This window comes from Streptomyces finlayi, from assembly GCF_014216315.1.
Classification (GTDB): Bacteria; Actinomycetota; Actinomycetes; order Streptomycetales; family Streptomycetaceae; genus Streptomyces; species Streptomyces finlayi_A.
Map to the genome: position 1 here is coordinate 6310709 of NZ_CP045702.1, position 25608 is coordinate 6336316.

A 25608-nucleotide genomic window follows, 5' to 3' on the forward strand; every position below is an offset into this window, starting at 1 on the left:
GAGAGCCGCACGATGAGAACCTCAACATGTCATGGGCGCGTCATTGCCATGCTGGCCGGCTGCACCGTCCTCGTCCTCGCCGCCACCGGAACCGCCCAGGCCGCCGCGCACCACCGGCCCGACCCCACCCGTCAGACCCTCGCCGCGCAGGACGGCTGGGCCTCCGAGGGCACCGGCACCACCGGCGGCTCGGCCGCCGACGCCGACCACGTCTTCACCGTGACCACCTGGGCAGAGTTCAAGGCCGCGCTCACCGCCGCCGCGGGTGCGCCTTCGATCATCAGGATCAAGGGCGTCATCGACGCCACATCCGAGGGCTGCGCCTCCTTCGAGGCACCCGGCTACGACTTCGACCGGTACCTCGCCGACTACGATCCGGCGGTCTGGGGCATGGACAAGGAGCCCGCCGGGGAGCAGGAGGACCTGCGGGCCGCGTCGGCGGCGAACCAGAAGCTGGGCATCATGGCGTTCGTCCCCGCTGACACGACCATCGTGGGCGTGGGCGAGAACGCCGGTATCAGGGGCGGCAGTCTCCAGATCAAGGGCGTGCGCAACGTCATCCTGCGCAACCTCACCATCGAGGCCCCGCTGGACTGCTTCCCCGCCTGGGACCCGACCGACGGTGCCACCGGTGCCTGGAACTCCGAGTACGACGCGGTCGTCGTGTACGGCTCCCAGCACGTCTGGGTCGACCACAACACCCTGACCGACGGCCGCTACCCGGACTCCACCCTCCCCTCGTACTTCGGCGAGATCTACCAGCAGCACGACGGTCTCCTGGACATCGTCCGCGGCGCCGACCTGGTCACCGCCTCGTGGAACGTCCTGCGCGACCACGACAAGACCCTCATGATCGGCAACAGCGACAGCGCGGGCGCCGACGACCGGGGCAAGCTGCGCGTCACCCTCCACCACAACCACTTCGACGGCGTCGTCGAGCGTGCCCCGCGCGTCCGCTTCGGCAAGGTCGACGCGTACAACAACCACTTCACCGTCACCCCGGGCCAGAAGTACGGCTACTCCTTCGGCATCGGCATCGAGTCCCAGCTCGTGGCGGAGAAGAACTCCTTCTCCCTGCCGCCGTCGGTGCGGACGGGCGCGGTCCTCAAGAAGTGGAAGGAGGCACCCCTGACGGCCACCGGCAACTACGTCAACGGCGCCCCCACCGACCTGATCGCCGTCCACAACGCGCAGTACCCGGCCGAGCAGCTGGCGTCCGGCGCGGGCTGGACCCCCGAGCTCCGCACCAAGGTCAACGACCCGCGCGCACTCCCCGGCCTCGTCACCAGGAAGGCCGGCGCGGGCAAGGTCTGCTGACCGCCCCCTCCGATCGCCGGGGCGGGTCCTGCCGCTCCGCCCGCCCCGCCCCTCCCTTACCCGCACCAACGGAGGTACCTCCCGCATGACCTCGTACGCCGCTCTCGGCCGCCGCTCCCTCCTCACGGGCGCCCTCGCCACCGCAGGCCTGGCCCTCGCCCCCCGGGCGTACGCCACGGGGCCCGCCCCCTTCGGCCGGTACGGATCACCGTCCAGGCGTCTCACCGCGCGGACGCTGTACGTCGACCCGCTCGGCCGCGGCGACCACACCACCGTCCAGGCCGCCGTCGACGCCTCCGGCACCTCGGTGACCGGGACGGTCTTGCCCGCATCCTGGTCCCCGGGAACCGCCCCCAGCTCACCGCGGCCGAGGCCGGGTCACACACGCGCGCCGCCTACCTGGGCGACTGGCAGCCGCACCACTGAACTCGCGGGGATCAGCGGGCGGCGGGGGTGAAGGCCCCGCCCACCGCCGCCCGCTGACCGGCGGAGCGGGCGCGGGCCGTGTAGGCGTCGCCCTCCGCGTCCCGGGCGCCCTCGGCGTGGTTGTACTGGCCCGCGAACGTGTGCGTACCGACAGGGACCGTCCGCCCCGGCTTCAGCGTCCAGCGGTAGACCAGGAAGCCGCTCGTCTCCCGGGCCGAGACGGTGAAGTCCTCCACCGGGAGGGAACGCCAGGACCCGGTGGAGTTCACCCCGCCCGTCTGCGCGATCCACAGCTCGACGGTGAGCTCCGACAGCACCTCTGCGGTCCTCACGGTGACTTCGCTCTGCGCCCAGTAACGGTTGCTGTTCGGATTCACCGCACCGTCCGACCGCAACGGCCCGTCCTGGGCGGGCAGCGAGGGCCGGGGGGCGGGAGCCGTCGACGACGGGGACGCCGGCCCCGAGACCCGCCCCGCGCCCCTGTTGTCGTCGACCGCCGAGGTGACCGCGAGCGTTCCCGCGGCCAGCACCCCGCACACCGCCGCCGTCGCGCCCGAGACCCGCAGCCACGGCATCGGAGCACCGAAGGGCCGCGAGGCCCGCCCGGTGCGCGCGGGGCGCCCTTCGGCGATCCCGCGCTCCACCCGGGCCAGCATCCGTTCCCTGTCCGGACGGTGGGCCAGCGCCGCGTCCCGAAGCCTCTGCCGCAGCTCGTCGTCCATCAGTGCCTTCCTTCGCCGCGCCGCGCCGCGGCGGCCACCTGTGCCTGTGCGGCATCCCCGAGCAGGCGTTGCAGCTCCGCGACACCGCGCGAAGTCTGGCTCTTCACCGTGCCGACCGATATCCCCAGCACCAGCGAGGTGTCCCGCTCGGACAGATCGAAGGCGTGGCGCAGCACCACACACGCCCGTTTACGGAACGGAAGCCGGCGCAGTGCTTCCTGTACGTCGACGACCGCCGACACGTCGGGGCCCTCGATCCCGTATCCGTCGCCGTCCCCGCGCGGTGCCCAGAACAGCGCGACCCTGCGACGCTCCCGCACCGCGCTGCGGATCCGGGTACGCGCCAGGTTCGCGACGACACCCCGCGCGTACGCCACCGGATGCTCGGCGGCCCGCACCCGGTCCCACCGGTGCCAGAGCGCCATCAGCGCGTCCGCCGCCAGATCGTCGGCGGCATCGGCCTCACCGGTCAGCATGTGGGCCAGCCGCGCCAGTCCGGCGTAGTGGGCCTCGAAGAACGCGTGGAACTCGGCGGCGGCGGCATCGTCGACGGCTCTGCCCACGGGTACCTCCCTCTGCGGTCCAAGTCCCTCCCGGCGCGAAGACCCGGCCGGCGTACCGCCAGGACACCCACGGGGAGCAGGCGGGGCGAGAGCGTACCAGCGCCCACCGCAAGCGCTTCGACGAGGGTGCCCGCAGGCGCCGCCGCTCACCGGCTACCCGGCGGGCGGGAACTTCGACCAGAAGTGGTCCAGGATCTCTTCCAGGTAACGCAGACCCGCTTCACCCGAGGCGGACGAACCGCCTCCTCTGCTCAGGGTCGCGGTCATCAGCGCCTGGTACTCCTGATGCATCTCGCGCAGCGGGCCCGACAGCTCCCGGCGGTCTGCGGACAGCAGCCGGGCGATGGGGCGGGCATGGGCCTGCCAGCGGGTGCCGACGGCATCGTGCAGCATGTGCGTCAGTTCCCCGTCCAGCCCGGTCACGGTGACGAAGTCCCGAGGGTTCAGTGCCAGGGCTTGCGCGAGTGCCGCGGACTGGCGGCTGGTGCCGGTCCACACCCCGGTCGACTCCATGTGCTGGTACGCGTGGACGTCCAGTCCCGCGACACGGGCCATGTCCTCGACGGCGAACCCACGCGCGAGGCGATGCTCCCGCAGGGTTCGAGGAGCCCCGATGAGCTCACTCGGGGCGCACCACAACGCCCCGCTCAGTGCCGCGAGTTCGGGGGCGGAGGGGAGGAGGGTGCCGCGCTCCCAGGCGCTGATGTGTTCCGCGGTGACATGGGTCATTCCGTAGGAAGCGCGTATGCCGTGGGCCACATGTCCGGGAGTCATTCCCAGGCGTTCCCGCAGTACGCGGGCGGCGCGGGAGTTGAAGGGAGGTGCTGGTTCCGCTGAGGGGGGATGAGGCACCGGCACAGGCTAGGCGGTGAACGTCCTGTGTGCGATCGCACGTGTCGTCAGTTTCCGGATTTCATGGGAATGTGCCCGCTCGATTCTGTAGGAACTGACAGGACGAGGGCCCCGAACGCCGCACCGCGCAGTGGCCCGATGTCCTGAACTGACAGCAGGCGTAGGGAAAGCACGAATCCACCGCGCGTATGATCCGCTCACGCCTGTCGCGAGTGTGTTCGTTTCCGACGCCCGCCCTGCGGCAATCGGCGTACTCCGCACGGGCTCCACCCCTCCCTGTCGTACGACAGCGCGGGAGTGCGCGCCCTCGCGATTCATCCGTTGACACAGGAGAAACCATGCAGAGCAGCGCGACCGGCAAGGCGGATTCGCCCAGACCGCCCGCCGTGGGAACCGGATCGGCGGTGGACCGCTACTTCCGCATAACGGAGCGCGGTTCGTCGTACGCGACGGAGATACGCGGCGGCTTCGCCACGTTCTTCACGATGGCGTACATCCTCGTCCTCAACCCGATCATCCTGGGCAGCGCCAAGGACAAGTTCGGCGACCAGCTCGACGCGGTCCAGCTCGTCACGGCCACGGCCCTGGTCGCCGCGGTGATGACCGTGATCATGGGTGTGGGCGGCAATCTGCCGCTGGCCCTGGCGGCCGGGCTCGGACTCAACGCCGTCGTCGCCTTCCAGATCGCGCCCCTCATGAGCTGGGACGACGCGATGGGCCTCATCGTGTTCGAGGGTCTGCTGATCTGCGTACTCGTCCTCACAGGACTACGGGAAGCGGTGATGCACGCCATCCCGCAACCGCTCAAGCAGGCGATCAGCGTCGGAATCGGCCTCTTCATCGCCTTCATCGGCTTCGTCGACGCCGGCTTCGTCACCCGCATCCCGGACGTCGCCCAGACCACCGTGCCGGTCCAGCTCGGCACCGGCACGCTGAGCGGCTGGCCCATGCTGGTCTTCTGCGCCGGGCTGCTCCTCACGATCGTGCTGCTCGCGCGCAAGGTCAAGGGCGCGATCCTGATCAGCATCGTCCTGATGACCGTGGTCGCCGTGGCGGTCAACGAGCTCGCGGATGTCGCGTCCTGGGGTCTGACCGTCCCCGAGCTGCCTGACGAGATCGTCGCCTCCCCGGACTTCGGGCTCCTCGGCAACTTCGATCTGTTCGGCGCCTTCGGGCAGGTCAGCGTGTTGACCGTGGTGCTCCTGGTCTTCACCCTGATCCTGTCGGACTTCTTCGACACGATGGGCACCGTCGTCGGCGTCACGGCCGAGGCCGGACTGCTCGACGAGCGTGGCCAGGTCCCGGGCCTGGGCCGGGTGCTGCTCATCGACGGCGCGGCCGCCGTCGCGGGCGGTGCGGCCTCCGCCTCCTCCGCCACGACCTACATCGAGTCGGCGGCGGGCGTGGGCGAGGGTGCGCGCACCGGATTCGCCAACCTGGTCACGGGCGGTCTGTTCGGGCTGGCCCTCTTCCTCACCCCGGTGCTGACCACGGTCCCCATGCAGGCCGCCGCGCCGGCTCTGGTCGCGGTCGGATTCCTGATGATGACCCAGGTCAAGCACATCGACTGGGACCGTTTCGACGTGGCCATCCCCGCCTTCCTGACGATCGCCGTGATGCCGTTCACGTACTCCATCACCAACGGCATCGGCGCCGGCTTCGTCGCGTACGTCGTCATCAAGGCGTGCCTCGGCAAGGCCCGCGAAGTGCACTGGCTGCTGTGGGGCACCTCGGTGCTGTTCGCCGCGTACTTCGCCATCGACCCGATCGAGCAGCTGCTCGGAGTGAAGTAGCCGAACCGGCACCGGCACCGGCACCGCCGCCGGGCGGTGCCGGTGCCGCACCTCTGCCCCTTCTCACCCATTTCTCACGCGCCCGCGCCAGGCGGAACGGAAGGTCAGCCGGGGGTGATGAAACCGGATTCGTAGGCCGCGATCACCGCCTGTGTACGGTCCCGGGCGCCCGTCTTGGCGAGCACCGCCGCCACATGGGACTTCGACGTGGCCGTTCCCACCCGCAGCCGCCCCGCGATCTCCGCGTTGGTCAGCCCTGCCGCCATCAGCCGCAGCACCTCCGCCTCCCGCTCGGTGAGCCGCGCCACCCAGGGAGCCGCCGCGGCGGCCCTCTGCCTGCCGTACCGGTCCGCCAGCCCACGGACCGCGGCCGGGAACAGCAGCGATTCACTGCGGGCCACCAGTCGCACCGCCTGGACCAGTTCCTCGGCCGCGGCCCGTTTCAGCAGGAAGCCCGCGGCTCCGGCGCGCAGCGCGTCGTACACGTAGGAGTCGTTCTCGAAGGTGGTGACGACGACGATCCGCGGGGGCGGGTCGAGCGTGCCGAGGATCTGTTCGGTGGCCCGGATGCCGTCGATCTCCGGCATCCGGACGTCCATGAGGACCACATCGGGGCGCAGCTGCCGCACCACCGACACCGCCTCCGCGCCGGTGGCCGCCTCGCCGACGACCTCGAGACCGGCCTCGGCGTCCAGGATGACCCGCAACGCCGTACGGACCATGCGCTCGTCGTCCGCGACCACGATCCGGATGGCGGCGCTCATCGCTCGCCCTTTCCGGAGGTCCGCTTTCCGGTGGTCGCCCGCCCCGGGGTCCCGGGGCTCGTCAGCGGCAGCCGCGCGCTCAGCCGCCACACGCCGTCCTCGTGGGGTCCCGCTCCGGTACGGCCGCCGAGCAGGACGGCCCGTTCGGCCATACCGCGCAGTCCGCGTCCGCCGCCCGGCCTCACCACCGAGGGCCGCTCGGGCAGTGCGTTCTCCATCAGGATCTCCAGCTCCTCGTCCTGCACCAAGAGGCGCAGCTCCACCGGCGTACCGGCGAGACCGTGCCGCAGGGCGTTGCTCAGCCCCTCCTGCACGATCCGGAACGCCTCCCTCGACACGGTCTCCCCGACCGCCCCCACATCACCCTGCGTTTCGTACGAGACCGGGACACCGCAGCGCGCCAGCAGTCCGCCCAGCGCGTCGAGGCAGGGACCCGCCGGACCCGACTGCCCCTCCGGGCCGTCCTGTTCCCCCGGGCGGTCCTCGTCCTGGCGCAACAGGCCGAGCACGGAGTCGAGTTCACCGACCGTACGCCGTGTTGTCTCCTCGATCGCGGCCAGCGCCTCGCGTACGAATGCGACATCGCTCGCCGCATCGCTGTCCAGGACTCTGCGCGCCGCACCCGCCTGGAGGGTGACCGCGCTGAGGGCGTGGCCGACGGAGTCGTGCAGTTCGCGCGCGAGCCGGTTGCGTACGGCCAGACGGGCGGCCCGGCGCTCGGCGGCGGCCAGCCGGTCCTCGGGGGTCGGCCCCAGCAGAGCCGGTGCCCGGCCGGCCAGGAGCGCCCCGGCCGCCGCGACACAGCCAGCCATCGCGACCAGCATCGCGACCCCCGCGACCGGGGCCAGGACCAGGAACCACGGCCCGTCCAGCGACTCGGGCAGCCGCAGCGCCCGGAATCTCCAGTCCGCCGCGAAGAGAGGGGAGAGCGCCACGGCCACCGCGTACGGCGTCAGCGCCAGGGTCAGCCCGCTGACGACGCCGCCGAGCGCCAGGTGCAGCGTGAACCAGCCCGCGGTCCGGACCTTGGCCTGCCGGGTCCTGGCCGGCCCGTCGGCGAGCAGGCCGGCGCGGACGTCGCACAGGGCGCGGGCGGCGGCCACCGACAGCGGCCGGACGAGTGGGAAGACCCCGGTGACCGCGGCCATCGGCAGGGCGATCAGATACGCGGTCAGCTGGGTGGCGGGGGAGGAGAAGACATGGGTTTCCCCGCTGAACGAGCCGACGATCACCGAGCCGACGAGGAAGTACGGCATGAGCAGCGCGCCACCGATGATCAGGTGCAGCCAGCGCAGCCGGGCCCGTCGCCCGAACAGAACGGTCACGGCCGCGGGCCGGACGGCTCTGCCGCTTCCCTCACCGCCGCCGCTCGCTCGGCGAAGAAGTACGCACCCTGCGTGACCACCACCGCTCCCACCAGCATCTGCACAGCGTAGAGCAGGACCATGCCGGTGGTGGGCTCGTCGGAGATCTCCTGCGCCCCGGTCAGCGAGGCGATGCTCATCCAGCCGCCCCAGCAGGCCATGGCCCCCGAGCCACCCCAGGCCAGCGCGAGCGGCACCCAGAGCGGGAGCTTTCCGGTGCGGCGGAAGGCGAGCAGCAGGAGGCCGGCGACGGTCGCGGCGGCGAACAGCACGTCGACCGCCTGGAGGGCGTAGAAGCCGCTGGTCCGTTCCTCGATCCGGGACGGGTTGAGGGCGGCGGTGCCGCCGGCCGCCCACAGCAGGTGCATCGTGGCGGGCACCAGGGCGATCACGGCTGCCACCACGGCGCCGATGCGCAGGGCCGGGGTGGTGGGGCTGTCCGGGAGGTCACGCAGGGCGCCCTGCCACAGAGACCCCCAGCGGTCCTTGGCATAGAGCACGAACAGGGCGCCGAGCGCGAGACCCTGGACGATGAAGCCGGTGTAGACGACGCCGAAGACCCAGTCGTCCAGGAAGGGCCGACGGCCGGCGTTCGCGGTCGCCGGCGTCCCGCCGCCGAGGAGCCCGACCAGGAGCTGGACCGGGAAGCCGGCCATGATCGGCAGGAGCAGTCCGGTCGCGGTCCACATCGGCAGGGCCATGAGCCAGGCGGGGACGCGCAGCCCCCGGGCCTGGGTGAGGAGCAGGGCGATGACGACGACCGATCCGTCCATGAGGATGGTCGCCGCGTTAGCGACGATCATGGTGGTGCGGTGGTCGAGGAGCGAGCTGCCGTCCGGGATGCCCAGCCGACTGCCCGCGATCCAGGCGGCCTTGAGCGCGAGGTAGGGCAGACAGGAAGCGATCGCGATGTTCCGGAGCACGGCACGGGCCCGGCCCTGGCCGGTGAGGGGCGGGGAGGGCGGTGAGGGCGGTGAGGAGGCCGGGAGGGGGTGTTCGAGTGGTGTCTTCGTCATGACACCCACGCTTCCGGGTCTGGCCCCGCCGCACGTCCTGCGCCGCGACGATCCGTCTCCGCCGCGCGGCGGAGACGGCCCTCGTCCCGGGAGGTGCCTCAGGCGTCCAGGGTCAGCAGCAGTTCGTCGGTCTCCTCGCCGCGTGCCTCGGCGAAGCCGCGGTCCCGGCCCGTCACGACGAATCCGCATTTCCGCAGCACCCGGACCGAGCCGAGGTTGTCGGCGGCGGCCCGTGCGTGCAGCGGACGCTCCGGAACGAGGCCGAGCAGCGCGCGCAGGGCGGCGGTCGCCAGCCCGCGCCCCCAGTGGGCCCGGTCGATCCAGTACGTGACCTGCCGGTCGTCCGGAGGCCCGTACACCCCGGTGTTGCCCACCACGGCCCCGTCGGCGAGCACGGTCCTCATGAGTATGTGGTCGGCCGCGCGGATACGGGCCCAGTGGGCGTCGAAAGCGGCCCGGTCGGTGGGGTCCTTGCTGGTGAAGGCCGCGACCCGGGCCGCTTCGGGGTCACTCATGTAAGCGAAGAAGAGCGGCAGGTCCCCGTCCCGCACCTCGCGCAGCGTCACGTCCACGGGTCAGAGCCTGCGGGTCGCGAGGGTGAGGCGGTCGCGGGCGTCGAAGAGGGCGTCCTTGACCATCTGTTCGTGTCCCGGCGTGAGGCGGGCGACCGGCACCGAGCAGCTGATCGCATCGCGCGCCGGGGTCCGGTACGGGATGGCGATGCCGAAGCAGCGCAGTCCGAGGGTGTTCTCCTCGCGGTCGACCGCGTAGCCCTGCTCGCGGATGACGCCGAGTTCCTCGATGAGTCTCTCGCGGTCGGTGATGGTGTGCTCGGTCAGCGCGGGCAGCGTCTCCGGGAGCAGCTTGCGGACCTGCTCGTCGCTGTGGGTGGCCAGCAGCGCCTTGCCGAGGGAGGTGGAGTGGGCGGGCAGCCTGCGGCCGACGCGGGTGAAGGGGCGCAGATAGTGCTGGGACTGGCGCGTGGCGAGGTAGACGACGTTGGTTCCGTCGAGCCGGGCGAGGTGGATGGTCTCGGTGGTGTCGTCGGAGAGCCGGTCCAAGGTGGGCCGGGCGGCGGCCACGACCTCGTCCCCGTCGATGTAGGAGGTGCCGACGAGCAGGGCCCGCACGCCGATCCCGTACCGCGTGCCCGTGGCGTCGGTCTCCACCCAGCCCAGCTCCACCAGTGTCCGCAGCAGCATGTAGAGGCTGGACTTCGGGTAGCCCACCGCCTCCTGCACGGAGGCCAGCGCATGCATACCGGGCCGTCCCGCGAAGTATTCGAGCAACTCGACCGTCCGCACCGCGGACTTGACCTGCGCCCCACCAGACTCAACCGACATGCCCTACGCCCCTTCCAACCTTCACGGCAGAACCCTGCGACTTCTTGCCAACACTGATCGCCCGGAAATAGAGTCCCCAATAAGTTCACGATCAGGAACGCTGTTCAGAATACCGAACAACTCCTGGTTGTGCGGTAGAGGAGCTGGAAGGAATCACGGTGGCAGCAGCACCAGTCTGGAGCGTCGACCCCCGAACCGGGAACCCGCGCGAGCAGGTTGCGGTGGAGGCTACAGCGGGGGAGGTCGACCGGGCCGTCCGGGCCGCCCACGCCGTACGCGGATCGCTCGCCGACCGCACGGTGCGCGCCGCGTTCCTGCGTACGGCGGCCGACCTGCTCGCGGAGGCGGGGGAGCACGTCATCGAGGCGGCCGACGCCGAGACCGCCCTCGGTCCGGTCCGGCTCACGGGCGAGCTCGCCCGCACGGCGGCGCAGCTGAGGGCGTTCGCGGAGGTCGTCGACGAGGGCGCGTACCTCGACATCCACATCGACCACGAGGACGGGAAGCAGACCCCGCCCTGGCCGGACCTGCGCCGCTACAAGATCCCGCTCGGCGTCGTCGCCGTCTACGCGGCCAGCAACTTCCCGCTCGCCTTCTCCGTCCCCGGCGGAGACACGGCCAGCGCGCTCGCCGCGGGCTGCCCCGTCGTCATCAAGGCGCACCCCGGCCACCCGGCCACCTCCGAACTCTGCGCCTCCGTCCTGCGCCGGGCCGCCGTGCGCAACGGCCTGCCCGAGGACGTGGTGAACCTGGTGCACGGCTTCCAGGCGGGCGTCGAGCTGGTCAGGCACCCGCTCGTCGCGGCGGCCGGCTTCACGGGCTCGATCCGCGGCGGCCGCGCCCTGTTCGACGCGGCGGCGGCCCGGCCCACCCCGATCCCGTTCCACGGCGAGCTCGGCTCCCTGAACCCCGTGGTCGTCACCGAAGCCGCCGCCGCCGAGCGCGGCGAGCAGATCGGCGCCGGGCTCGCGGGCTCGATGACCATGGGCGCGGGGCAGTTCTGCACGAAGCCCGGCTTCGTCCTCGTACCGGCGGGCGGGACGGGCGATGAGCTGCTGAAGTCCCTGACCGACGTGGTCAGCGACAGCCAGTCCGCGGTCATGCTCGACCAGCGGATGCGCGACGCGTTCGTCGCGGGCGTACGGGAACGGTCCGAACTCCCGGACGTGACGGCCCCCGTCACCCCCGGCGCGGGCAGCGAACACACCGTCGCGCCGGGCTTCCTGACCGTACCGGCGCAGCGGCTCACCGAGGACGGACCGCACGACGCCCTCCTGGAGGAGTGCTTCGGCCCGGTCACCGTCGTGGCCCGTTACGAGACCGAGGACGAGATCACCGCGGTCCTCTCCCGGCTCCCGGGCAACCTCACCGCCACGCTCCAGACGGCCACCGAGGAGACCGACGAAAGCGCCGCACGGCTCCTCGCCGCGCTCACCCCGCTGGCCGGCCGCGTCCTGGTCAACGGCTGGCCGACCGGCGTAGCCGTCGCCCCGGCCCAGCACCACGGCGGCCCGTACCCGGCGACCACGTCCACCTCCACCTCGGTCGGCGCCACGGCGATCGAGCGGTGGCTGCGCCCGGTCACGTACCAGACGACCCCGGACGCCCTGCTGCCGCCGGAACTCCAGGAGTCCAACCCGCAGGGCCTGCCCCGCAGGGTGGACGGGCACCGCGAATAGGGCCCGTACTCAACCGAGCTGAGTAGCAGTCCCCACCCTCCGGCCCCGGCCGGAGGGTGTAATGGGTTCCATGAGTCGAACGCCCACCGAACAGCGTCCAAGGGCCGTGTCGGGCCACACCCCGCGCCCCTGCCCCGCCGAACCGAAGGACCGCAAACTGCGCAGGGCGGCCCGCATCGGCCTGGCGCTGATCGTCCCCGTGGCGCTCCTCTGCGGCATCGCCGCCCTCGCCTCCTCGGACGGCTCCCGCTGCCTCACCTACGGCGAGCACTGCGCCGACGTCTCGGGCACCGCGATCCTCGCTGCGCTGCTGACGACGGCGGCGTCCGGCGTCGCGGCATCCGTCTGCCCCTGCGCACGGCTGCCCTTCGCCCAGGCACGTGCCTGGGCTCTCTTCCTCCAGTACGGAACACTGCTCACCGGCGCGGGCATGATGCTCAGCTACACCTGACGGGACACCGGTGGCGCACCCCCGTGGCGCCGCCACCTCACTCGGCAACCGCCGGCCGGGCCCGCGCGTCCCCTCCACCATGATCCGAATCGCCACACCGGACGACCTCGATGCCGTCGTCCGGCTGCACACCGAGGCCCGTGCCACCTACTACCGGGGCCATCTTCCGACCGAGGAGTACGCGGGAGCGGCCGGGGTCGCCCGCAGCCGTGACGGCTGGGCGAGCGCCATCGGCAGGTCCGGCGCCACCGTGCTCTGCGCCGAGCGCGCGGGGGTCCTGGCGGGCATCGCGGCCTACGCCGAGCGCGACGGTTCCACGTACCTGTCCCAGCTCCACGTCTCGCCCTCCCAGTGGCGTACGGGAGTGGGCACCGCCCTCCATGCCGCGTGCACCGATGCCTGGCGCCGGGCCGGGGTGCGGACCGCCCGGCTGGAGGTGTTCGTGCACAACACCCGTGCCCAGGCGTTCTACGCCCGCCACGGCTGGACCCCCGACCCGGACGGGCCCCGCGCGGGCAGCCACCTGGCGTTCTGCTTCGACGTGGGGAATCACCAGGAGCCGTTGAATGTTGAACGGGGATAGCGGAGGGTACCTCCGTGGTGCGTCCGTGGTGCCGAGATCCTGGAGAGAAGAAGAGTCATGCGCGTCGAGATCTGGAGCGACATCGCCTGCCCGTGGTGCTACGTCGGGAAGGCCCGCTTCGAAAAGGGCCTGGCCGAGTTCGCGCACCGGGACGGGGTCGAGGTGGTACACCGTTCCTTCGAGCTCGACCCGGGGCGCGCCAAGGGGGACACCGCGCAGGTGATCGACGTGCTGGCCCAGAAGTACGGGCGTACGCGTGAGGAGGCCCGGGCCATGGAGGCCAATGTCGCGGGCAACGCGCATGCCGAGGGGCTGGCCTACCGGACCGAGGGGCGTGACCACGGCAGCACCTTCGACATCCACCGGCTGCTCCACCTGGCCAAGGCGCGCGGCCGTCAGGACGAGCTGCTGGACCTCGCCTACCGGGCGAACTTCGCCGAGGAGCGCTCGGTCTTCGACGACGGCGTCCTCGTGGAGCTCGGCGTCGAGGCGGGGCTCGACCGGGACGAGGTCCTCGCGGTGCTCGCCGATCCCGGTGCGTACGCGGACGACGTCCGGGCCGATGAGCGCGAGGCGTCCGAGCTGGGTGCCAACGGGGTGCCGTTCTTCGTGCTCGACCGGCGGTACGGAATCTCCGGCGGCCAGCCGTCCGAGGTGTTCCTCAAGGCGCTCGAGCAGGCGTGGAAGGACCGTGCCGTCACCGCGCTCACCACGATCGGCGACGACGCGGCGGCCTGCGACGCGGACGGTTCCTGCGAGGTTCCGCAGCCCGAAGCCTCCGTCTGAGCGTCCCGCCGGCGGCGGTATGCATAAGCGTCCCTTGGGTGTACCCCTTAACTCCTGGCAATTGACTATGAGTTGAGGGGCGCCCAGGGTGGACCTATGCAGACGATCACGCTCAGCCAAGCGGCAGTCGCCGAGTTCGCTCCGGAGACCACCTACCTCAACACGTCCAGCTGCGGGCTGCTGCCCCGCCGCGCGGCGGAGGCCGTCAAGGCTCTCGTCGACGAGAACGCCGCGGGCACGCGCGGCGGGGCCGGCAGCTTCGACGCCGTGGACGCGGCCCGGGCCGCGTTCGCCCGGCTCGCCGGGGTCCGCCCCGACCGCGTCGCCACCGGCGGTTCGGTCGCCGTCCATGTCGGACTGGTCGCGGCCTCGCTGAAGCCGGGGACCGAGGTCCTCGCGCCCGAAGGCGAGTTCAGCTCCGTGGTGAGCCCGTTCGCGCTCCGCGGCGATCTCCGGATGCGCTACGTCCCGCTGGACGGACTGGCCGACGCCGTGGGGCCCGAGACCGGCCTCGTCGCCTTCTCCGCCGTCCAGTCCGCCGACGGCCGCGTCGCCGACCTCGGTGCCATCCGGTCGGCGGCCGCCGCGCACGGCGCCCGGACGCTGCTCGACGCCTCCCAGTCGGCGGGCTGGTTCCCGCTGGACGCCGGGGCCTACGACTACACCGTCACCGGCGGCTTCAAGTTCCTCCTCTGCCCCCGCGGCGCCTCGTTCCTCACCATGACCGAGGAGTCGCAGGCCGCCCTCCCGCCGCTCCACGCGGGCTGGGTCTCCGCCGAGGACCGGTGGAACAGCACGTACGGCCCGGTCGAGCGGCTCGCCTCCACCGCCCGCGCCTTCGACGAGCCGCCCGCGTTCCTCGCGTACCACGGGGCCGAGCACTCCCTGGGACTGCTGGCGGAGATCGGCGCCGACGCCCTGTACGCCCATGCCACCGGGCTCGCGGACCGCTTCCGCGGCGGCCTCGCGGAACTCGGCCACGCGCCCGTTCCTGGCACGTCGGCGATCGTCGCCGTGCCCGGACTCGGCGTGCGCACAGCGGAGTTGGCGAATGCCGGGATCATGGTCTCGGACCGGGCCGGGAATCTGCGGGCGTCCTTCCACCTCTACAACTCCGAGGCGGACGTGGACCGGGTGCTGGATGTCCTGGGCGGCTGAGGCCGCGAGGAGACCCCAGGAGCACGCGGCCGGAAGCACTCAGCCGAGCGGCGCACCGTGCCACTTCCACGAGGTGACACGGTCGCGGCCCGGCAGCTCGGCGCGGCCGGTGGACCAGAGCAGGACGGTCCACCGGTCCTCGTCGGCCGGGGCGTCGGGGAAGAGCCGGGCCAGCACCCGGTCGCAGAGGTCCCGGGGCGGGGTCCAGGTGAGCGACAGGCCCTCGGCGATGTCGTGGGTGTGCACCAGCGTCTCCACGATGCCCATCGCCGCGAAGCCCTCCGCGTCGGAGACGCCGTACCCGTGGTACGAGCGCACCTCCGGAGCCGTCGTACGCACCATCGCCGACAGCAGCGCGCCGCTCGCCTCCAGCGTCTGGAGCAGCCCGGCGGTTCCCGCCACCGGGTCCGCGAAGACCGCGTTCCAGGGCCCGCCCTCGCGCTCCGGTGCCCAGCGGAAGGGAACCTCGCCCTCCATCGGCGGCTTGCGCGGACCGAGCTGGACGGCGTACGCGAAGAGGTCGTCGCTCAGATGCTCCACGGTCTCCCAGCAGTCCCAGTCCAACGACCCTGCCGGGATACGCCAGTTGTCCGCCGGGGACTTCGCGAGGGTGTCGACAGCGAGCCGCACCGCCAGCGTGACGTCGTCCGCGGTGACCGGCAGCCTGGTACCGCTGAGCCGGGCCCGTTCGGCGGCGCCGCACTCCACACAGAACTCGTTGCCCTCCGGGTCGGCCAGTGTCGCCCAGCCGCGCCCGTTAGGCTTGCGGTGATCGCCGGCCATCGTGGCGCCGAGCGCCAGCAGCCGCTCCACCTCCTCGTCCCGCGTGCGGTCGTCGGGCTGGATGTCGAGGTGGAGACGGTTCTTGGTGCTCTTCGGCTCGGGCACGGAGATGAACAGCAGGGCGGCGCCCGGGGCTTCGACGAGCGCCTCGGGGTCACCGGGCTCGTCCTCGTCGGACACCTTGCTGCCCAGCACCCCGGCCCAGAACGTCGCCAGCTCGTAGGCGTCGGCGCAGTCGATGGTGATGTGGCGTACATGTGAAGTCATGGGCTCCACTGTCGCGTTACGGGGTGTGCCCGGTCCAGTCGATTCGGACGGCAGGCCGGGCGGAGGCGCAGGCCCCCGCCCGGACGATGACCACGTCTCACTTCACCGGAGTGAAGTCCCGCGCCCCGATGAACTCCGGGCGGCGGACCGGAGCCGCGAAGGGCTCCTGTGCCGTGTTCTCCACGCTGTTGAAGACGATGAACACGTTGCTGCGCGGGTACGGGGTGATGTTGTCCCCCGAGCCGTGCATGCAGTTGCAGTCGAACCAGGTCGCCGAACCGGCCGCACCCGTGAAGAGCTTGATGCCGTGCCGGTCGGCCATCTTGGTCAGCGCCTCTTCGGACGGGGTGCCGGCGTCCTGCATCTGGAGGGACTTCTTGTAGTTGTCCCGCGGTGTCGCGCCCGCGCAGCCGAGGAACGACTTGTGCGAACCGGGCATGATCATCAGCCCGCCGTTGGTGTCGTAGTTCTCGGTCAGCGCGATCGAGACGGACACGGTCCGCATGTTCGGCAGGCCGTCCTCGGCGTGCCAGGTCTCGAAGTCGGAGTGCCAGTAGAAGCCCGAAGCCCCGAAGCCCGGCTTGACGTTGATCCGTGACTGGTGGACGTACACGTCCGAGCCGAGGATCTGGCGGGCCCGGCCCACCACGCGCTCGTCGCTGACCAGCCGGGCGAAGACCTCGCTGATCCGGTGGACCTCGAAGACGGAACGCACCTGCTGCGACTTCGGCTCGACGATGGACCGCTCGTCGGCCCGCACCACCGGATCGCTGATCAGCCGGTTCAGCTCCGCGTGGTAGACGGCGACCTCGTCCGGCGTGATCAGCTGATCGACGGTGAGGAATCCGTCCCTTTCGAACCCCTGGAGGTCCTTCGCGGCGACCGGCCCGGCTGCGCCGGGCGCGGACCAGATGACCGGGTCCTGGCGGGGAGTGGTCATCTCGGCGGCGCCGCGCGATGGGTACAGGTCTGCGCGTACTTCAGTGGTCATGGTTCAGGCCTCCTCGGTCAGCAGCGGATAGACACCGTTCTCGTCGTGGTCCTCCCGTCCGGTGACGGGAGGGTTGAAGACACAGACGCAGCGGAAGTCGGTCTTGGGCCGCAGCGTGTGGTGCTCGTGTCCGTCCAGCAGGTACATCGTGCCGGGGGAGATCCAGTGCGTCTCGCCGGTCTCGTCGTTGGTGAGTTCGGCCTCGCCCTCGGTGCACAGCACGGCCTCGACGTGGTTCGCGTACCACATCGACGTTTCCGTGCCGGCGTACAGCACGGTCTCGTGGAGCGAGAAGCCCACCTTCTCCTTGGCGAGCACGATGCGCTTGCTCTCCCAGGTGCCGGAGGCGGCCTTCACATGCCGGTCGGTGTTCTCGATGTCACTGAACGATCGGACGATCACGGTGGGTTGATGCCTTTCTCTCTGCGGTGGTGCTTCTTCGGGCCAGGCCCGGGTCTCCCCGGGTCAGGCGGTCTCACGGACGCAGCGGGCCAGCGTGCGCAGGCCCTCGTCCAGCTCCTCGGTGGTGATGGTCAGCGGCGGCAGCAGCTTCACGACCTCGCTCTGCGGACCCGAGGTCTCCAGCAGCAGCCCCAGCTCGAAGGCGCGGGCGCAGACCGCCGTGGCGCGCGTGTTGTCGGAGAACTCCAGGCCCCAGACCAGCCCGCGGCCACGGAACTGTCCGCCGGCCGACGGGTTCTCGTCGCAGATCGCCAGCAGCGCCTGCTCGACCTGTTCGCCGCGCGCCAGGGTCTGCTTCTCCATCTGGCCGTCCGCCCAGTAGGCGTCGAGCGTGGCGGTGGCGGTGACGAAGGCCGGGTTGTTGCCGCGGAAGGTGCCGTTGTGCTCGCCCGGCTCCCAGATGTCCAGCTCCGGCTTGAACAGGCAGAGCGACATGGGCATCCCGTAGCCGCTGATCGACTTGGACAGCGTCACGATGTCCGGGGTGATCCCGGCCTCCTCGAACGAGAAGAAGCCGCCGGTCCGGCCGCAGCCCATCTGGATGTCGTCCACGATCAGCAGCATGTCCTGGCGGTGGCACAGTTCCTGGAGCGCGCGCAGCCACTCGGCACGGGCGACGTTGATGCCGCCCTCGCCCTGGACGGTCTCCACGATCACCGCGGCCGGCTTGTTGAGCCCGGAGCCCTGGTCCTCCAGCAGCCGCTCGAACCAGAGGAAGTCCGGCACGGTGCCGTCGAAGTAGTTGTCGAACGGCATCGGTGTGCCGTGCACCAGCGGGATGCCGGCGCCGGCCCGCTTGAAGGCGTTGCCGGTGACGGCCAGCGAGCCGAGCGACATGCCGTGGAAGGCGTTGGTGAACGAGACGACGGACTCGCGGCCCTTGACCTTACGGGCCAGTTTCAGTGCCGCCTCGACGGCGTTGGTGCCGGTCGGGCCGGGGAACATCACCTTGTACGGCAGGTCGCGCGGGCGCAGGATCACGTTCTGGAAGGTCTCCAGGAAGGCGCGCTTGGCGGTGGTGGCCATGTCCAGGCCGTGGGTGATTCCGTCGCGCTCGATGTAGTCGATCAGCGCGCGTTTCAGCACCGGGTTGTTGTGGCCGTAGTTGAGTGAACCGGCACCGGCGAAGAAGTCGAGGTACGAGTGGCCGTCCTCGTCCGTCAGCCGGGCGCCCTGCGCACGGTCGAAGACCGTCGGCCAGCCGCGGCAGTAGCTCCGTACTTCCGATTCCAGGGTCTCGAAGACGCTAAGGGCGGGCGGGGTGATGGTCACAGCGGATCTCCTGCGTGAGAGGGGGTGGTGTGACGGGCTGCGCTCGGCGGGGCACAGGTGGTGCGCTCGGCATGGAGCCCGGGGCGCTCGGGGTAGCGCTCAGGTGTGGAACGGTCCGATGCGGTGAAGCACTTCCGGCAGGTGTGTTCCCTCGGGGAACAGCCCGCCGTCGAAGAGCACCTCGCGCTCCAGGCCCACGTCGTGACGGTGCGCGTACGAGGTGAACAGGCGGCCGGACGCGGTGTTGTCCGGGGTGATGGTCGTCTCGACCGAGACGAGTCCCTGGTCGGTGGCGACCCGCGCGGTGAGCGCGTCCAGCAGGGAGGCGGCCAGCCCCTTCCCGCGGTGTGCCTGGTCGACGGCCACCTGCCAGATGACGAGCGTCTGTGGGCGGTCCGGGCGGATGTATCCCGTCACGAAGGCGATGGCGTCGCCGTTCTCGTCCCGGGCGACCACCGAGGTCGCCGCGAAGTCACGGCACCACAGCAGGTAGCTGTACGAGGAGTTGAGGTCCAGGACCTCGGAGTCGCGGGCGATGCGCCAGATCGCGGCTCCGTCCTCCACTCGGGGGGTGTCGATTCTGAGGAATTCGCTTCGGGCACTTGCAAAATCTGCTGGTGCGGTGGTCATGCGAATTGAATTTACCCAGCAAAAATCCAAATTGCATCGAGGTAAGGGGTTGGGTGAGAGGCGCGTATGTGTTATCGCGCGGGTGCGTGCCTTCGTGCGAAACGGTGTCGATTTCTCACAATTTCGCCTGGATTTATCCGACATAACGCCCACTATGTGGAGTCGGTCACAGGGTTGTAACTCTCGCGGGACGTGTCCGAATCGCGAAGATCTCCCTTGTCGAAGCTCTCGCGTTTAGGGTTAGGGAAAGCGGGCAGAAGAATGCGGGGAGCTGCTCTCGATAAGGCAGCTCCCCGCATGGGTGAATTCTTCTGGATTATTCGCTCGGCCAGGTTTCCGATACGGCCTTCCGGGCAGCCTCGATATCGACCTGCCTGCCGTGGTCGGCCAGTGCCGACCCCAGAGCGGCGAGCGAGGACAGCACCACGCCCCGCGTCGCGTCCACACCGTAGTGATTGACCCGGATCATCTCCTTTGACAGCGGCCCGCCCCCCGCGATCAGCGGCAGCGACGGGTCGGCCGCGAGCGCCCCCGCGACCAGCGAGGCGGCGTCGACGCCTGCCGGCGAGCGCAGGGTCGTGGCGACCGGCGCCGCGTCGCGTGCGTCCTCGACGTACGGCCGCAGACCCCCGCCGAGCGCCAGGGCGCCCGCGCGGGTCGCCGCCGCCGCCGAGGCGTGGCGGGCCATCACCGTGTCCAGGCCCTCGTTCTCGATCCGCTCCACGCAGGCTTCCAGCGCCAGCATCTCCAGCTGCGCGGGCGCGTGGAGCAGCGCGGTGCGGCCGCCGTCGATCCAGCGCTCCTTCCAGTCCAGGAGCGAGAGGTAGGACCGGCGCGGCGCCTGCGGGTTGGCTGCGATGCGCTCCCAGGCACGTTCGCTCACCGACACCGCGGACACCCCGGCGGGCCCGCCCATGGCCTTCTGCGCGCCGATCACGCACAGGTCGACGCCCCAGGCGTCCGGCAGCAGCGGCTCGGCGCCCACCGAGGCGACGGCGTCCAGCATGAACAGCGCCCCGTGCGCCCGGACCACCTCGCCGATCTCCGCGACCGGGTTGGTGTTGCCGGTGGCCGCCTCGGCGTGGACCAGCGAGACGAAGTCGATCCCGGGATGCCCGGCCAGCGCCCGCGCGACCTGGTCCGCCGTCACCGCCGTGTGGAAGGGCACCGCCAGATCGACGACCTCGGCCCCGCAGTCCCGCAGCCAGTTGCCGAAGGTCTGCCCGTAGGGGCCCGTGACGATGTTCAGCGCGGTCGAACCGGGCCGGGCGCCGCTCCGGATGCAGCCTTCGAGGGGCAGCAGCGCCTCGCCCTGCATGATCACGACGTCCGCCCGCGTGGCGAGGAGGCCGGCCACCCGCCGCTCGACGGCCGCGAAGTGCGCGGCGGTGAGCGGGGCGAGGTCGAGGAAGGGGTGGGTCACGGTGCTGCTCTCTTCGGATCGGTCAGGGGTTCGGCGCACGGTCGGCCGACCGCGTACGAACAGTGCTTGGCCGAGCCTACCGAGGGCCTCGTACAGTGCCGCCTATGAGCGATCACGAAGAGCCGCAGGTCCTGCGGGTGAAGGGGCGGGTGCTCGTCGGCCCGGACGAGGTCCGGGACGAACTGTGGGCCGTCGGCGGGCGGATCTCGTACGAGCGGCCGCCCGGCGCGGACGACGCGGTGACCGTCACCGGCTGGGTGCTGCCAGGCCTGGTGGACGCGCACTGCCACGTCGGACTCGACCGCCACGGCCCCGTCGACGAGGCGACCAGCGAGAAGCAGGCGCTCGCCGACCGGGAGGCCGGCACGCTGCTCATCAGGGACGCCGGGTCACCCTCCGACACGCGCTGGATCGACGGCCGCGAAGACCTGCCGAAGATCATCAGGGCCGGCCGCCACATCGCCAGGACCCGTAGGTACATCCGCAACTACGCCCATGAGATCGAGCCCGGCGACCTCGTCGCGTACGTCGCGCGGGAGGCCCGGCGCGGCGACGGCTGGGTGAAGCTGGTGGGCGACTGGATCGACCGGGACGCCGGGGACCTGACGGCGTGCTGGCCGCGCGGCGAGGTCGAGGCGGCCATCGCCGAGGCGCACCGGCTGGGGGCCCGGGTCACGGCCCACTGCTTCGCCGAGGCGGCGCTGCGCGACCTCGTGGAGGCCGGGATCGACTGCATCGAGCATGCGACGGGGCTGACCGAGGACACCATCCCGCTCTTCGCCGAACGCGGAGTGGCGATCGTCCCGACCCTGGTCAACATCGCCACGTTCCCGGACCTGGCGGCGGGCGGCGAGGCGAAGTTCCCCCGGTGGTCGGCCCATATGCGCCGGCTGTACGAGCGCCGCTACGACACGGTGCGCGCCGCCTACGACGCGGGCATCCCGGTCTTCGTCGGCACGGACGCGGGAGGGTCGCTGGCCCACGGCCTGGTCGCCGAGGAGGTCGCCGAACTGGTGAAGGCGGGCATCCCCGCCCTCGACGCGCTCTCGGCGACGGCCTGGGGCGCCCGGCAGTGGCTCGGCCGGCCTGTCCTGGAGGAGGGCGCCCCGGCCGACCTCGTGGTGTACGACGAGGATCCGCGTGCGGATGTACGGGTGCTGGCGGCGCCCCGCAGGATCGTGCTGAACGGGCGCGTGACCGGCTGAAACGATGATCGGGCCGGGTGTGGCGCCGTGTTGACAGTCTGTGACCTGGGCGGCCCCGGGGCGTTGGAACACTTCTGTGCGCACCCCGCCCGTCAACTGACCCACCTCCGGCGCTCCGTGAAACGGGTGACTCCAGGGAACGCGCGTGCCGAGGGAATCGAATACACACACGGAAACCCCCCTTTGGGGTGAACTCACGTCAGGTGTCCGCACGTTCACCCTCTGTGCGCAAGGATTCACGGAGTCGAGGCCATCGGCGCCCGCGATGTCCCCCATTGGGCGGCGCCGGTGGCTCCATGTCTCTTGTGGGGGTTCCACCATCTTGAACAGCAACACCTTCCGCCTCGCCGCCCTGGCGGTCGCCGCCGCCCCTGTCGTGCTGCTCGTCGCCGTTCCCGCGCAGGCCGCACCCGCGACCACGGTCACCGGCGACGGAAAGGCGAGTGCGGTCGTCCTCCGCACCGCGCTCGATGTCTCACTCGTCAACAAGACGGTCAACGTTCCGCTGAGGGCCACGCTCAACGAGGTGCGGGCTCCCGCGAGCGCCGAGGAGACCGCGCTCAGCGTCCGGCTCGACGGTGTGGACGGGGGAAACCCCTTCAGCCTCCTGAAGGCCGATGTGGCCACGGCGAAGGCGACTGTCGACGAACACAGGGCCGAGGGTCGCTCCAACCTCGCGAAGGCCACCGTCCATGTGCCCGGACTGCCGCTTCTCTCGCTCATCGAGGTCGAGAAGGTCACCTCCAGCGCCGTCTGCGAGGTCGGCCGCAAGCCGGTGGCGGAGTCCAACGTGCTCGGGCACGTCTCGGTGCTCGGCAAGAAGGTCACGCTCACGGCGGGCGGGACCACCGACGTGCAGGTTCCCGGGGTCGGTGAAGTGACCCTCGACCTGTCGAGGACGACGACCACCTCACGTACCGCGGCGGCCGTCGCGCTGCAGCTCAAGGTGTCGGTGAATCCGCTCGAGCTCAACGTCGCCGAGGTGTACGGAGAGGTGACGCTGGCCGAGGCGACCTGCGAGACGCCGAAGGCTCCCGAGAAGCCGAGTGACACCACCGGCGGCACCACCGGTGGTTCGACGGGCGGTTCGTCCGGCGGTGAAGTGAAGCCGCAGACCGGATCCGACCCCGCTCCCGCCGCGGAGAAGCCGAACCTCGCCGAGACCGGCGGCAGTTCCACGACCCCGTACATCGCGGGCGGTGCGGCGCTGCTGCTGGCCGTCGGCGCCGCGGCCACCGTCGTGGCACGCAGGCGCACCCAGGGCTGACAGCGGGCTGCCGGACGGGCCGGAAGAAGGAGGAACCGGCCCGTCCGGCGGTACCCGGCGACTCCGGGGCGGCCACGAGTGCTCCAGGCAGTGCCTACGGTCTCCGGGGCAGTGCCTGGAGCGCCTGGTCGAACGCCTGGAGGAAACGGTTGGTCGTCGCGCGGTCCCGCACGGCCAGCCTCAGCCACTCCGGCCCGAGCCCCGGAAAGGTGTCACCGCGCCGTGCCGCGAACCCCAGGCACCGCAGCCGCTCCCGGATCTCGACCGCCCGCTCCACCCGGAGCAGGATGAACGGCCCCCGGGCAGGCTCGACCACCCGTATCTCGGCGAACTCCGCCAGACCGGCCAGCAGATGGGCGCGGTCCACCGTGACGCGGTCGGCCGCCGCCGCCGCCTCGGCCAGCGCCCGCGGCTCCATGCACGCCTCGGCCGCCGCCAGCGCGGGGGAGGACACCGGCCACAGGGGCTGGGCCTCCTGAAGGAGGGCGATCGTCGCCGGTTCGGCCAGAACGTAGCCGATCCGGAGCCCGGCGAGCCCCCAGGTCTTGGTGAGACTGCGCAGGACGACGAGCCCGGGAACGTCCGTCCGCCCGCAGAGCGCCTCCCGCTCGCCCGGCACCGCGTCCATGAACGCCTCGTCGACCACCAGCGTCCGGCCGGGACGGGCCAGCTTCTCCAGGACGCCCGCCGGATGGAGCACCGACGTCGGATTGGTCGGATTGCCGATCACCACCAGATCGGCGTCGTCGGGCACCGCCGCAGGGTCCAGCACGAAGCCGTCCTCGGGGCGCAGCAGGACCCGCCCCACCTCGTGCCCGGCCGCCCGCAGGGCCGCCTCCGGCTCGGTGAACTGAGGGTGCACGACGACCGGCCGCCGGGCGGGCAGCGCACGGGCGATCAGGACGAACGCCTCGGCCGCGCCCGCCGTCAGCAACACCCGTTCCACCGGCAGCCCGTGCCGCGCGGCGACCGCCGCCCGTGCGGGCCGCCCGTCCGGATAGGCCGCCAGCGAGCCCAGGGACTGGGCGATCCGCTCCCGCAGCCAGCCGGGGGGTGTGCCGGTGCGTACGTTCACGGCGAGGTCGGTCAGATCGTGGCCGCGTACTTCCGCGTCACCGTGATGGCGCAGATCGGGCACGGTGGCATCGAGGTCCTGCGTGGGGGGCTTCATGGCAGCCATGGTGAACGGCCGGGAGCCGTACGTCACCGGGGCAGCGGACATCGATTCGGCGACGAAACGCCGGACCACCGCGCAGGTCACCGCGGAGGAACCCCCACCCACGGGCGCCGACTTCCGTTTCGCGACGAGCAGTTCGCCCCCGCCGGTCAGCGCGGCGGCCTCGGCGACCGACGCCGTGCCCGTCGCGTCCCGTACCGCACCGGAAGGATGCGGCACCCGCACCCGGGCCAGCTCCTGCGCCCGATGGGCGCGCACCGGTACCCCGAGACCGGCCGCCGCGCCCACGATGCCCGGTTCGTCCGCCTTCGAGTCGACGGTGGCCAGTTCCGCGAGCTCGGCCGGGTCGAGCCCGGCCGCGCGAAGGGTCCGGAGGACCAACTCCAGGACCTCGTCGGCCGGAGCCCCTTTGCGGGCGCCGACGCCCACGACGAGGGAGGCGGGGCGGTTCACGGTACGGAGACCTCTCGTACGAGGGAACCCTGAGCACGGGTCACGGGAACCGTGTCGGGTGAGGGCGCCCTGAGATGCGCGCGGGGGTGCGGATCGGCTAGCAAGGGGCCATGGCGGTGTTCGTCGCGCTCGGCGCGTTCCTGATGACTCTGGCCGGCGGCTGGGTCGCTCAACGCGTCACCGACCGCCGCCACCTGGTGCTCGGCCTCGCGGGCGGGCTGATGCTCGGCGTGGTCGGACTCGACCTCCTGCCCGAGGCGATCGGGGCCGCGGGCGGCGAGGTCTTCGGTGTACCGGCAGCCCTTCTGCTCTTCGTGGGCGGCTTCCTGGTGGCTCATCTGGTCGAGCGGCTGCTCGCCGGACGCCAGGCGGCACACGGCGCGGGCGGCGACGAACGGGTGCCGCAGGTCGGCCTGACCGCGGCGGCCGCGATGGTGGGCCACAGCCTCATGGACGGCATCGCGCTCGGCGCCGCGTTCCAGGTCGGCGGCGGCATGGGAGCGGCCGTCGCGCTCGCCGTCATCACCCATGACTTCGCCGACGGATTCAACACGTACACGCTCACCAGGCTCTACGGGAACGCCCGCCGCAAGGCGCTGCTCATGCTCTTCGCGGACGCGCTGGCTCCGATCGTGGGCGCGGCGACGACACTGCTGTTCACCCTTCCGGAGGAACTGCTCGGCTGCTATCTCGGCTTCTTCGGCGGCGCCCTGCTCTACCTCGCCGCCGCCGAGATCCTGCCCGAGGCGCACCACACCCACCCGGCCCGCTCGACCCTGCTGTGCACGGTCGCCGGGGTGGGCTTCATCTGGCTGGTCGTGGGCGTCGCCGAGTGAGTGCGGCGCCACCGGACGGACTGCG

26 protein-coding genes are annotated in these 25608 nt (G+C 71.5%); 11 read left to right on the forward strand and 15 right to left on the reverse strand.

Annotation, left to right across the window (positions count from 1 at the left end; translation table 11 throughout):
- Window positions 1–12 precede the first annotated feature (12 nt).
- Both F0344_RS28845 and F0344_RS36920 read left to right on the forward strand, forming a co-directional pair.
- Entirely contained in the window at window positions 13–1317 is a 1305-nt protein-coding gene (locus F0344_RS28845; protein ID WP_185301549.1) for a pectate lyase family protein, read from the forward strand.
- A gap of 85 nt (window positions 1318–1402) precedes the next feature.
- Window positions 1403–1774, forward strand: coding sequence for a hypothetical protein (locus tag F0344_RS36920; protein ID WP_374940124.1), 372 nt, complete (start codon window positions 1403–1405; stop codon window positions 1772–1774).
- Here the strand turns inward: F0344_RS36920 and F0344_RS28855 are convergent.
- The 3 genes from F0344_RS28855 to F0344_RS28865 all read right to left on the reverse strand — a co-directional run bounded on the left by F0344_RS28855 (window position 1755) and on the right by F0344_RS28865 (window position 3802).
- Window positions 1755–2465 (reverse strand): hypothetical protein, encoded by a 711-nt coding sequence (locus tag F0344_RS28855; RefSeq protein ID WP_185301550.1) that lies wholly within the window; start codon window positions 2463–2465, stop codon window positions 1755–1757. The genes F0344_RS36920 and F0344_RS28855 overlap by 20 nt on opposite strands.
- The gene (locus tag F0344_RS28860) at window positions 2465–3028 is read right to left on the reverse strand and encodes a SigE family RNA polymerase sigma factor (protein ID WP_185301551.1); all 564 of its coding nucleotides are present in this window, start codon (window positions 3026–3028) and stop codon (window positions 2465–2467) included. The genes F0344_RS28855 and F0344_RS28860 overlap by 1 nt, the downstream gene beginning before the upstream one ends.
- Window positions 3029–3181: 153 nt before the next feature.
- Window positions 3182–3802: a helix-turn-helix domain-containing protein gene (locus F0344_RS28865; RefSeq protein ID WP_185301552.1), complete on the reverse strand. Its 621-nt coding sequence runs from the start codon at window positions 3800–3802 to the stop codon at window positions 3182–3184.
- 416 nt (window positions 3803–4218) lie between these two features.
- Here F0344_RS28865 and F0344_RS28870 point away from each other — a divergent pair, with 416 nt between their 5' ends.
- On the forward strand, window positions 4219–5673 hold the full coding sequence (locus F0344_RS28870) for an NCS2 family permease (RefSeq protein ID WP_185301553.1): 1455 nt from the start codon (window positions 4219–4221) through the stop codon (window positions 5671–5673).
- Window positions 5674–5777: 104 nt separating this feature from the next.
- Here F0344_RS28870 and F0344_RS28875 read toward each other — a convergent pair whose 3' ends face one another.
- The 5 genes from F0344_RS28875 to F0344_RS28895 form a co-directional block, all read right to left on the reverse strand.
- Complete coding sequence (locus F0344_RS28875) at window positions 5778–6437, reverse strand: response regulator transcription factor (RefSeq protein ID WP_185301554.1); 660 nt, start codon at window positions 6435–6437, stop codon at window positions 5778–5780.
- Window positions 6434–7762: a sensor histidine kinase gene (locus tag F0344_RS28880; protein ID WP_258050153.1), complete on the reverse strand. Its 1329-nt coding sequence runs from the start codon at window positions 7760–7762 to the stop codon at window positions 6434–6436. Before F0344_RS28880 ends, F0344_RS28875 begins: the two co-directional genes overlap by 4 nt.
- Window positions 7759–8817, reverse strand: coding sequence for a hypothetical protein (locus F0344_RS28885; RefSeq protein WP_258050154.1), 1059 nt, complete (start codon window positions 8815–8817; stop codon window positions 7759–7761). The genes F0344_RS28880 and F0344_RS28885 overlap by 4 nt, the downstream gene beginning before the upstream one ends.
- Window positions 8818–8915: 98 nt before the next feature.
- The gene (locus F0344_RS28890; RefSeq protein WP_185301555.1) at window positions 8916–9389 is read right to left on the reverse strand and encodes a GNAT family N-acetyltransferase; all 474 of its coding nucleotides are present in this window, start codon (window positions 9387–9389) and stop codon (window positions 8916–8918) included.
- A 3-nt stretch (window positions 9390–9392) separates the two neighbouring features.
- A complete protein-coding gene (locus F0344_RS28895; RefSeq protein ID WP_185301556.1) occupies window positions 9393–10160 on the reverse strand; it encodes an IclR family transcriptional regulator in 768 nt (255 codons plus the stop codon).
- Between the two features lie 158 nt (window positions 10161–10318).
- Between F0344_RS28895 and F0344_RS28900 the strand changes: the two genes are divergently transcribed.
- The 5 genes from F0344_RS28900 to F0344_RS28920 all read left to right on the forward strand — a co-directional run bounded on the left by F0344_RS28900 (window position 10319) and on the right by F0344_RS28920 (window position 14817).
- Window positions 10319–11839 carry an aldehyde dehydrogenase (NADP(+)) gene (locus F0344_RS28900; RefSeq protein WP_185301557.1) on the forward strand — a complete coding sequence of 507 codons (1521 nt, stop codon included), beginning with the start codon at window positions 10319–10321 and terminating at the stop codon, window positions 11837–11839.
- 70 nt (window positions 11840–11909) lie between these two features.
- Window positions 11910–12290 carry a hypothetical protein gene (locus F0344_RS28905; protein WP_185301558.1) on the forward strand — a complete coding sequence of 127 codons (381 nt, stop codon included), beginning with the start codon at window positions 11910–11912 and terminating at the stop codon, window positions 12288–12290.
- A gap of 79 nt (window positions 12291–12369) precedes the next feature.
- Entirely contained in the window at window positions 12370–12873 is a 504-nt protein-coding gene (locus F0344_RS28910) for a GNAT family N-acetyltransferase (protein WP_185301559.1), read from the forward strand.
- A gap of 57 nt (window positions 12874–12930) precedes the next feature.
- Window positions 12931–13659 (forward strand): DsbA family oxidoreductase, encoded by a 729-nt coding sequence (locus tag F0344_RS28915; protein WP_185301560.1) that lies wholly within the window; start codon window positions 12931–12933, stop codon window positions 13657–13659.
- A 96-nt stretch (window positions 13660–13755) separates the two neighbouring features.
- On the forward strand, window positions 13756–14817 hold the full coding sequence (locus tag F0344_RS28920; protein ID WP_185301561.1) for an aminotransferase class V-fold PLP-dependent enzyme: 1062 nt from the start codon (window positions 13756–13758) through the stop codon (window positions 14815–14817).
- A gap of 39 nt (window positions 14818–14856) precedes the next feature.
- Here F0344_RS28920 and F0344_RS28925 read toward each other — a convergent pair whose 3' ends face one another.
- From F0344_RS28925 to F0344_RS28950, 6 genes are all read right to left on the reverse strand, one after another.
- On the reverse strand, window positions 14857–15867 hold the full coding sequence (locus F0344_RS28925) for a VOC family protein (RefSeq protein ID WP_185301562.1): 1011 nt from the start codon (window positions 15865–15867) through the stop codon (window positions 14857–14859).
- A 97-nt stretch (window positions 15868–15964) separates the two neighbouring features.
- Window positions 15965–16858, reverse strand: a complete 894-nt coding sequence (thpD, locus tag F0344_RS28930) for an ectoine hydroxylase (protein ID WP_185301563.1) — start codon at window positions 16856–16858, stop codon at window positions 15965–15967.
- Between the two features lie 3 nt (window positions 16859–16861).
- Complete coding sequence (locus tag F0344_RS28935) at window positions 16862–17260, reverse strand: ectoine synthase (RefSeq protein WP_185301564.1); 399 nt, start codon at window positions 17258–17260, stop codon at window positions 16862–16864.
- 63 nt (window positions 17261–17323) lie between these two features.
- Complete coding sequence (gene ectB / locus F0344_RS28940; RefSeq protein ID WP_185301565.1) at window positions 17324–18592, reverse strand: diaminobutyrate--2-oxoglutarate transaminase; 1269 nt, start codon at window positions 18590–18592, stop codon at window positions 17324–17326.
- Between the two features lie 99 nt (window positions 18593–18691).
- The gene (gene ectA, locus F0344_RS28945; RefSeq protein WP_185301566.1) at window positions 18692–19156 is read right to left on the reverse strand and encodes a diaminobutyrate acetyltransferase; all 465 of its coding nucleotides are present in this window, start codon (window positions 19154–19156) and stop codon (window positions 18692–18694) included.
- 382 nt (window positions 19157–19538) lie between these two features.
- Window positions 19539–20645: a pyridoxal-phosphate-dependent aminotransferase family protein gene (locus tag F0344_RS28950; RefSeq protein WP_185301567.1), complete on the reverse strand. Its 1107-nt coding sequence runs from the start codon at window positions 20643–20645 to the stop codon at window positions 19539–19541.
- 104 nt (window positions 20646–20749) lie between these two features.
- Here F0344_RS28950 and F0344_RS28955 point away from each other — a divergent pair, with 104 nt between their 5' ends.
- Both F0344_RS28955 and F0344_RS28960 read left to right on the forward strand, forming a co-directional pair.
- A complete protein-coding gene (locus tag F0344_RS28955; protein ID WP_185301568.1) occupies window positions 20750–21850 on the forward strand; it encodes an amidohydrolase family protein in 1101 nt (366 codons plus the stop codon).
- A 322-nt stretch (window positions 21851–22172) separates the two neighbouring features.
- The gene (locus tag F0344_RS28960; protein ID WP_258050156.1) at window positions 22173–23117 is read left to right on the forward strand and encodes an SCO1860 family LAETG-anchored protein; all 945 of its coding nucleotides are present in this window, start codon (window positions 22173–22175) and stop codon (window positions 23115–23117) included.
- A gap of 94 nt (window positions 23118–23211) precedes the next feature.
- Here the strand turns inward: F0344_RS28960 and cobC are convergent, their stop codons facing one another.
- Complete coding sequence (cobC, locus tag F0344_RS28965) at window positions 23212–24747, reverse strand: Rv2231c family pyridoxal phosphate-dependent protein CobC (RefSeq protein ID WP_185301570.1); 1536 nt, start codon at window positions 24745–24747, stop codon at window positions 23212–23214.
- A gap of 110 nt (window positions 24748–24857) precedes the next feature.
- Here cobC and F0344_RS28970 point away from each other — a divergent pair, with 110 nt between their 5' ends.
- A complete protein-coding gene (locus tag F0344_RS28970) occupies window positions 24858–25583 on the forward strand; it encodes a ZIP family metal transporter (protein ID WP_185301571.1) in 726 nt (241 codons plus the stop codon).
- Window positions 25584–25608 lie beyond the last annotated feature (25 nt).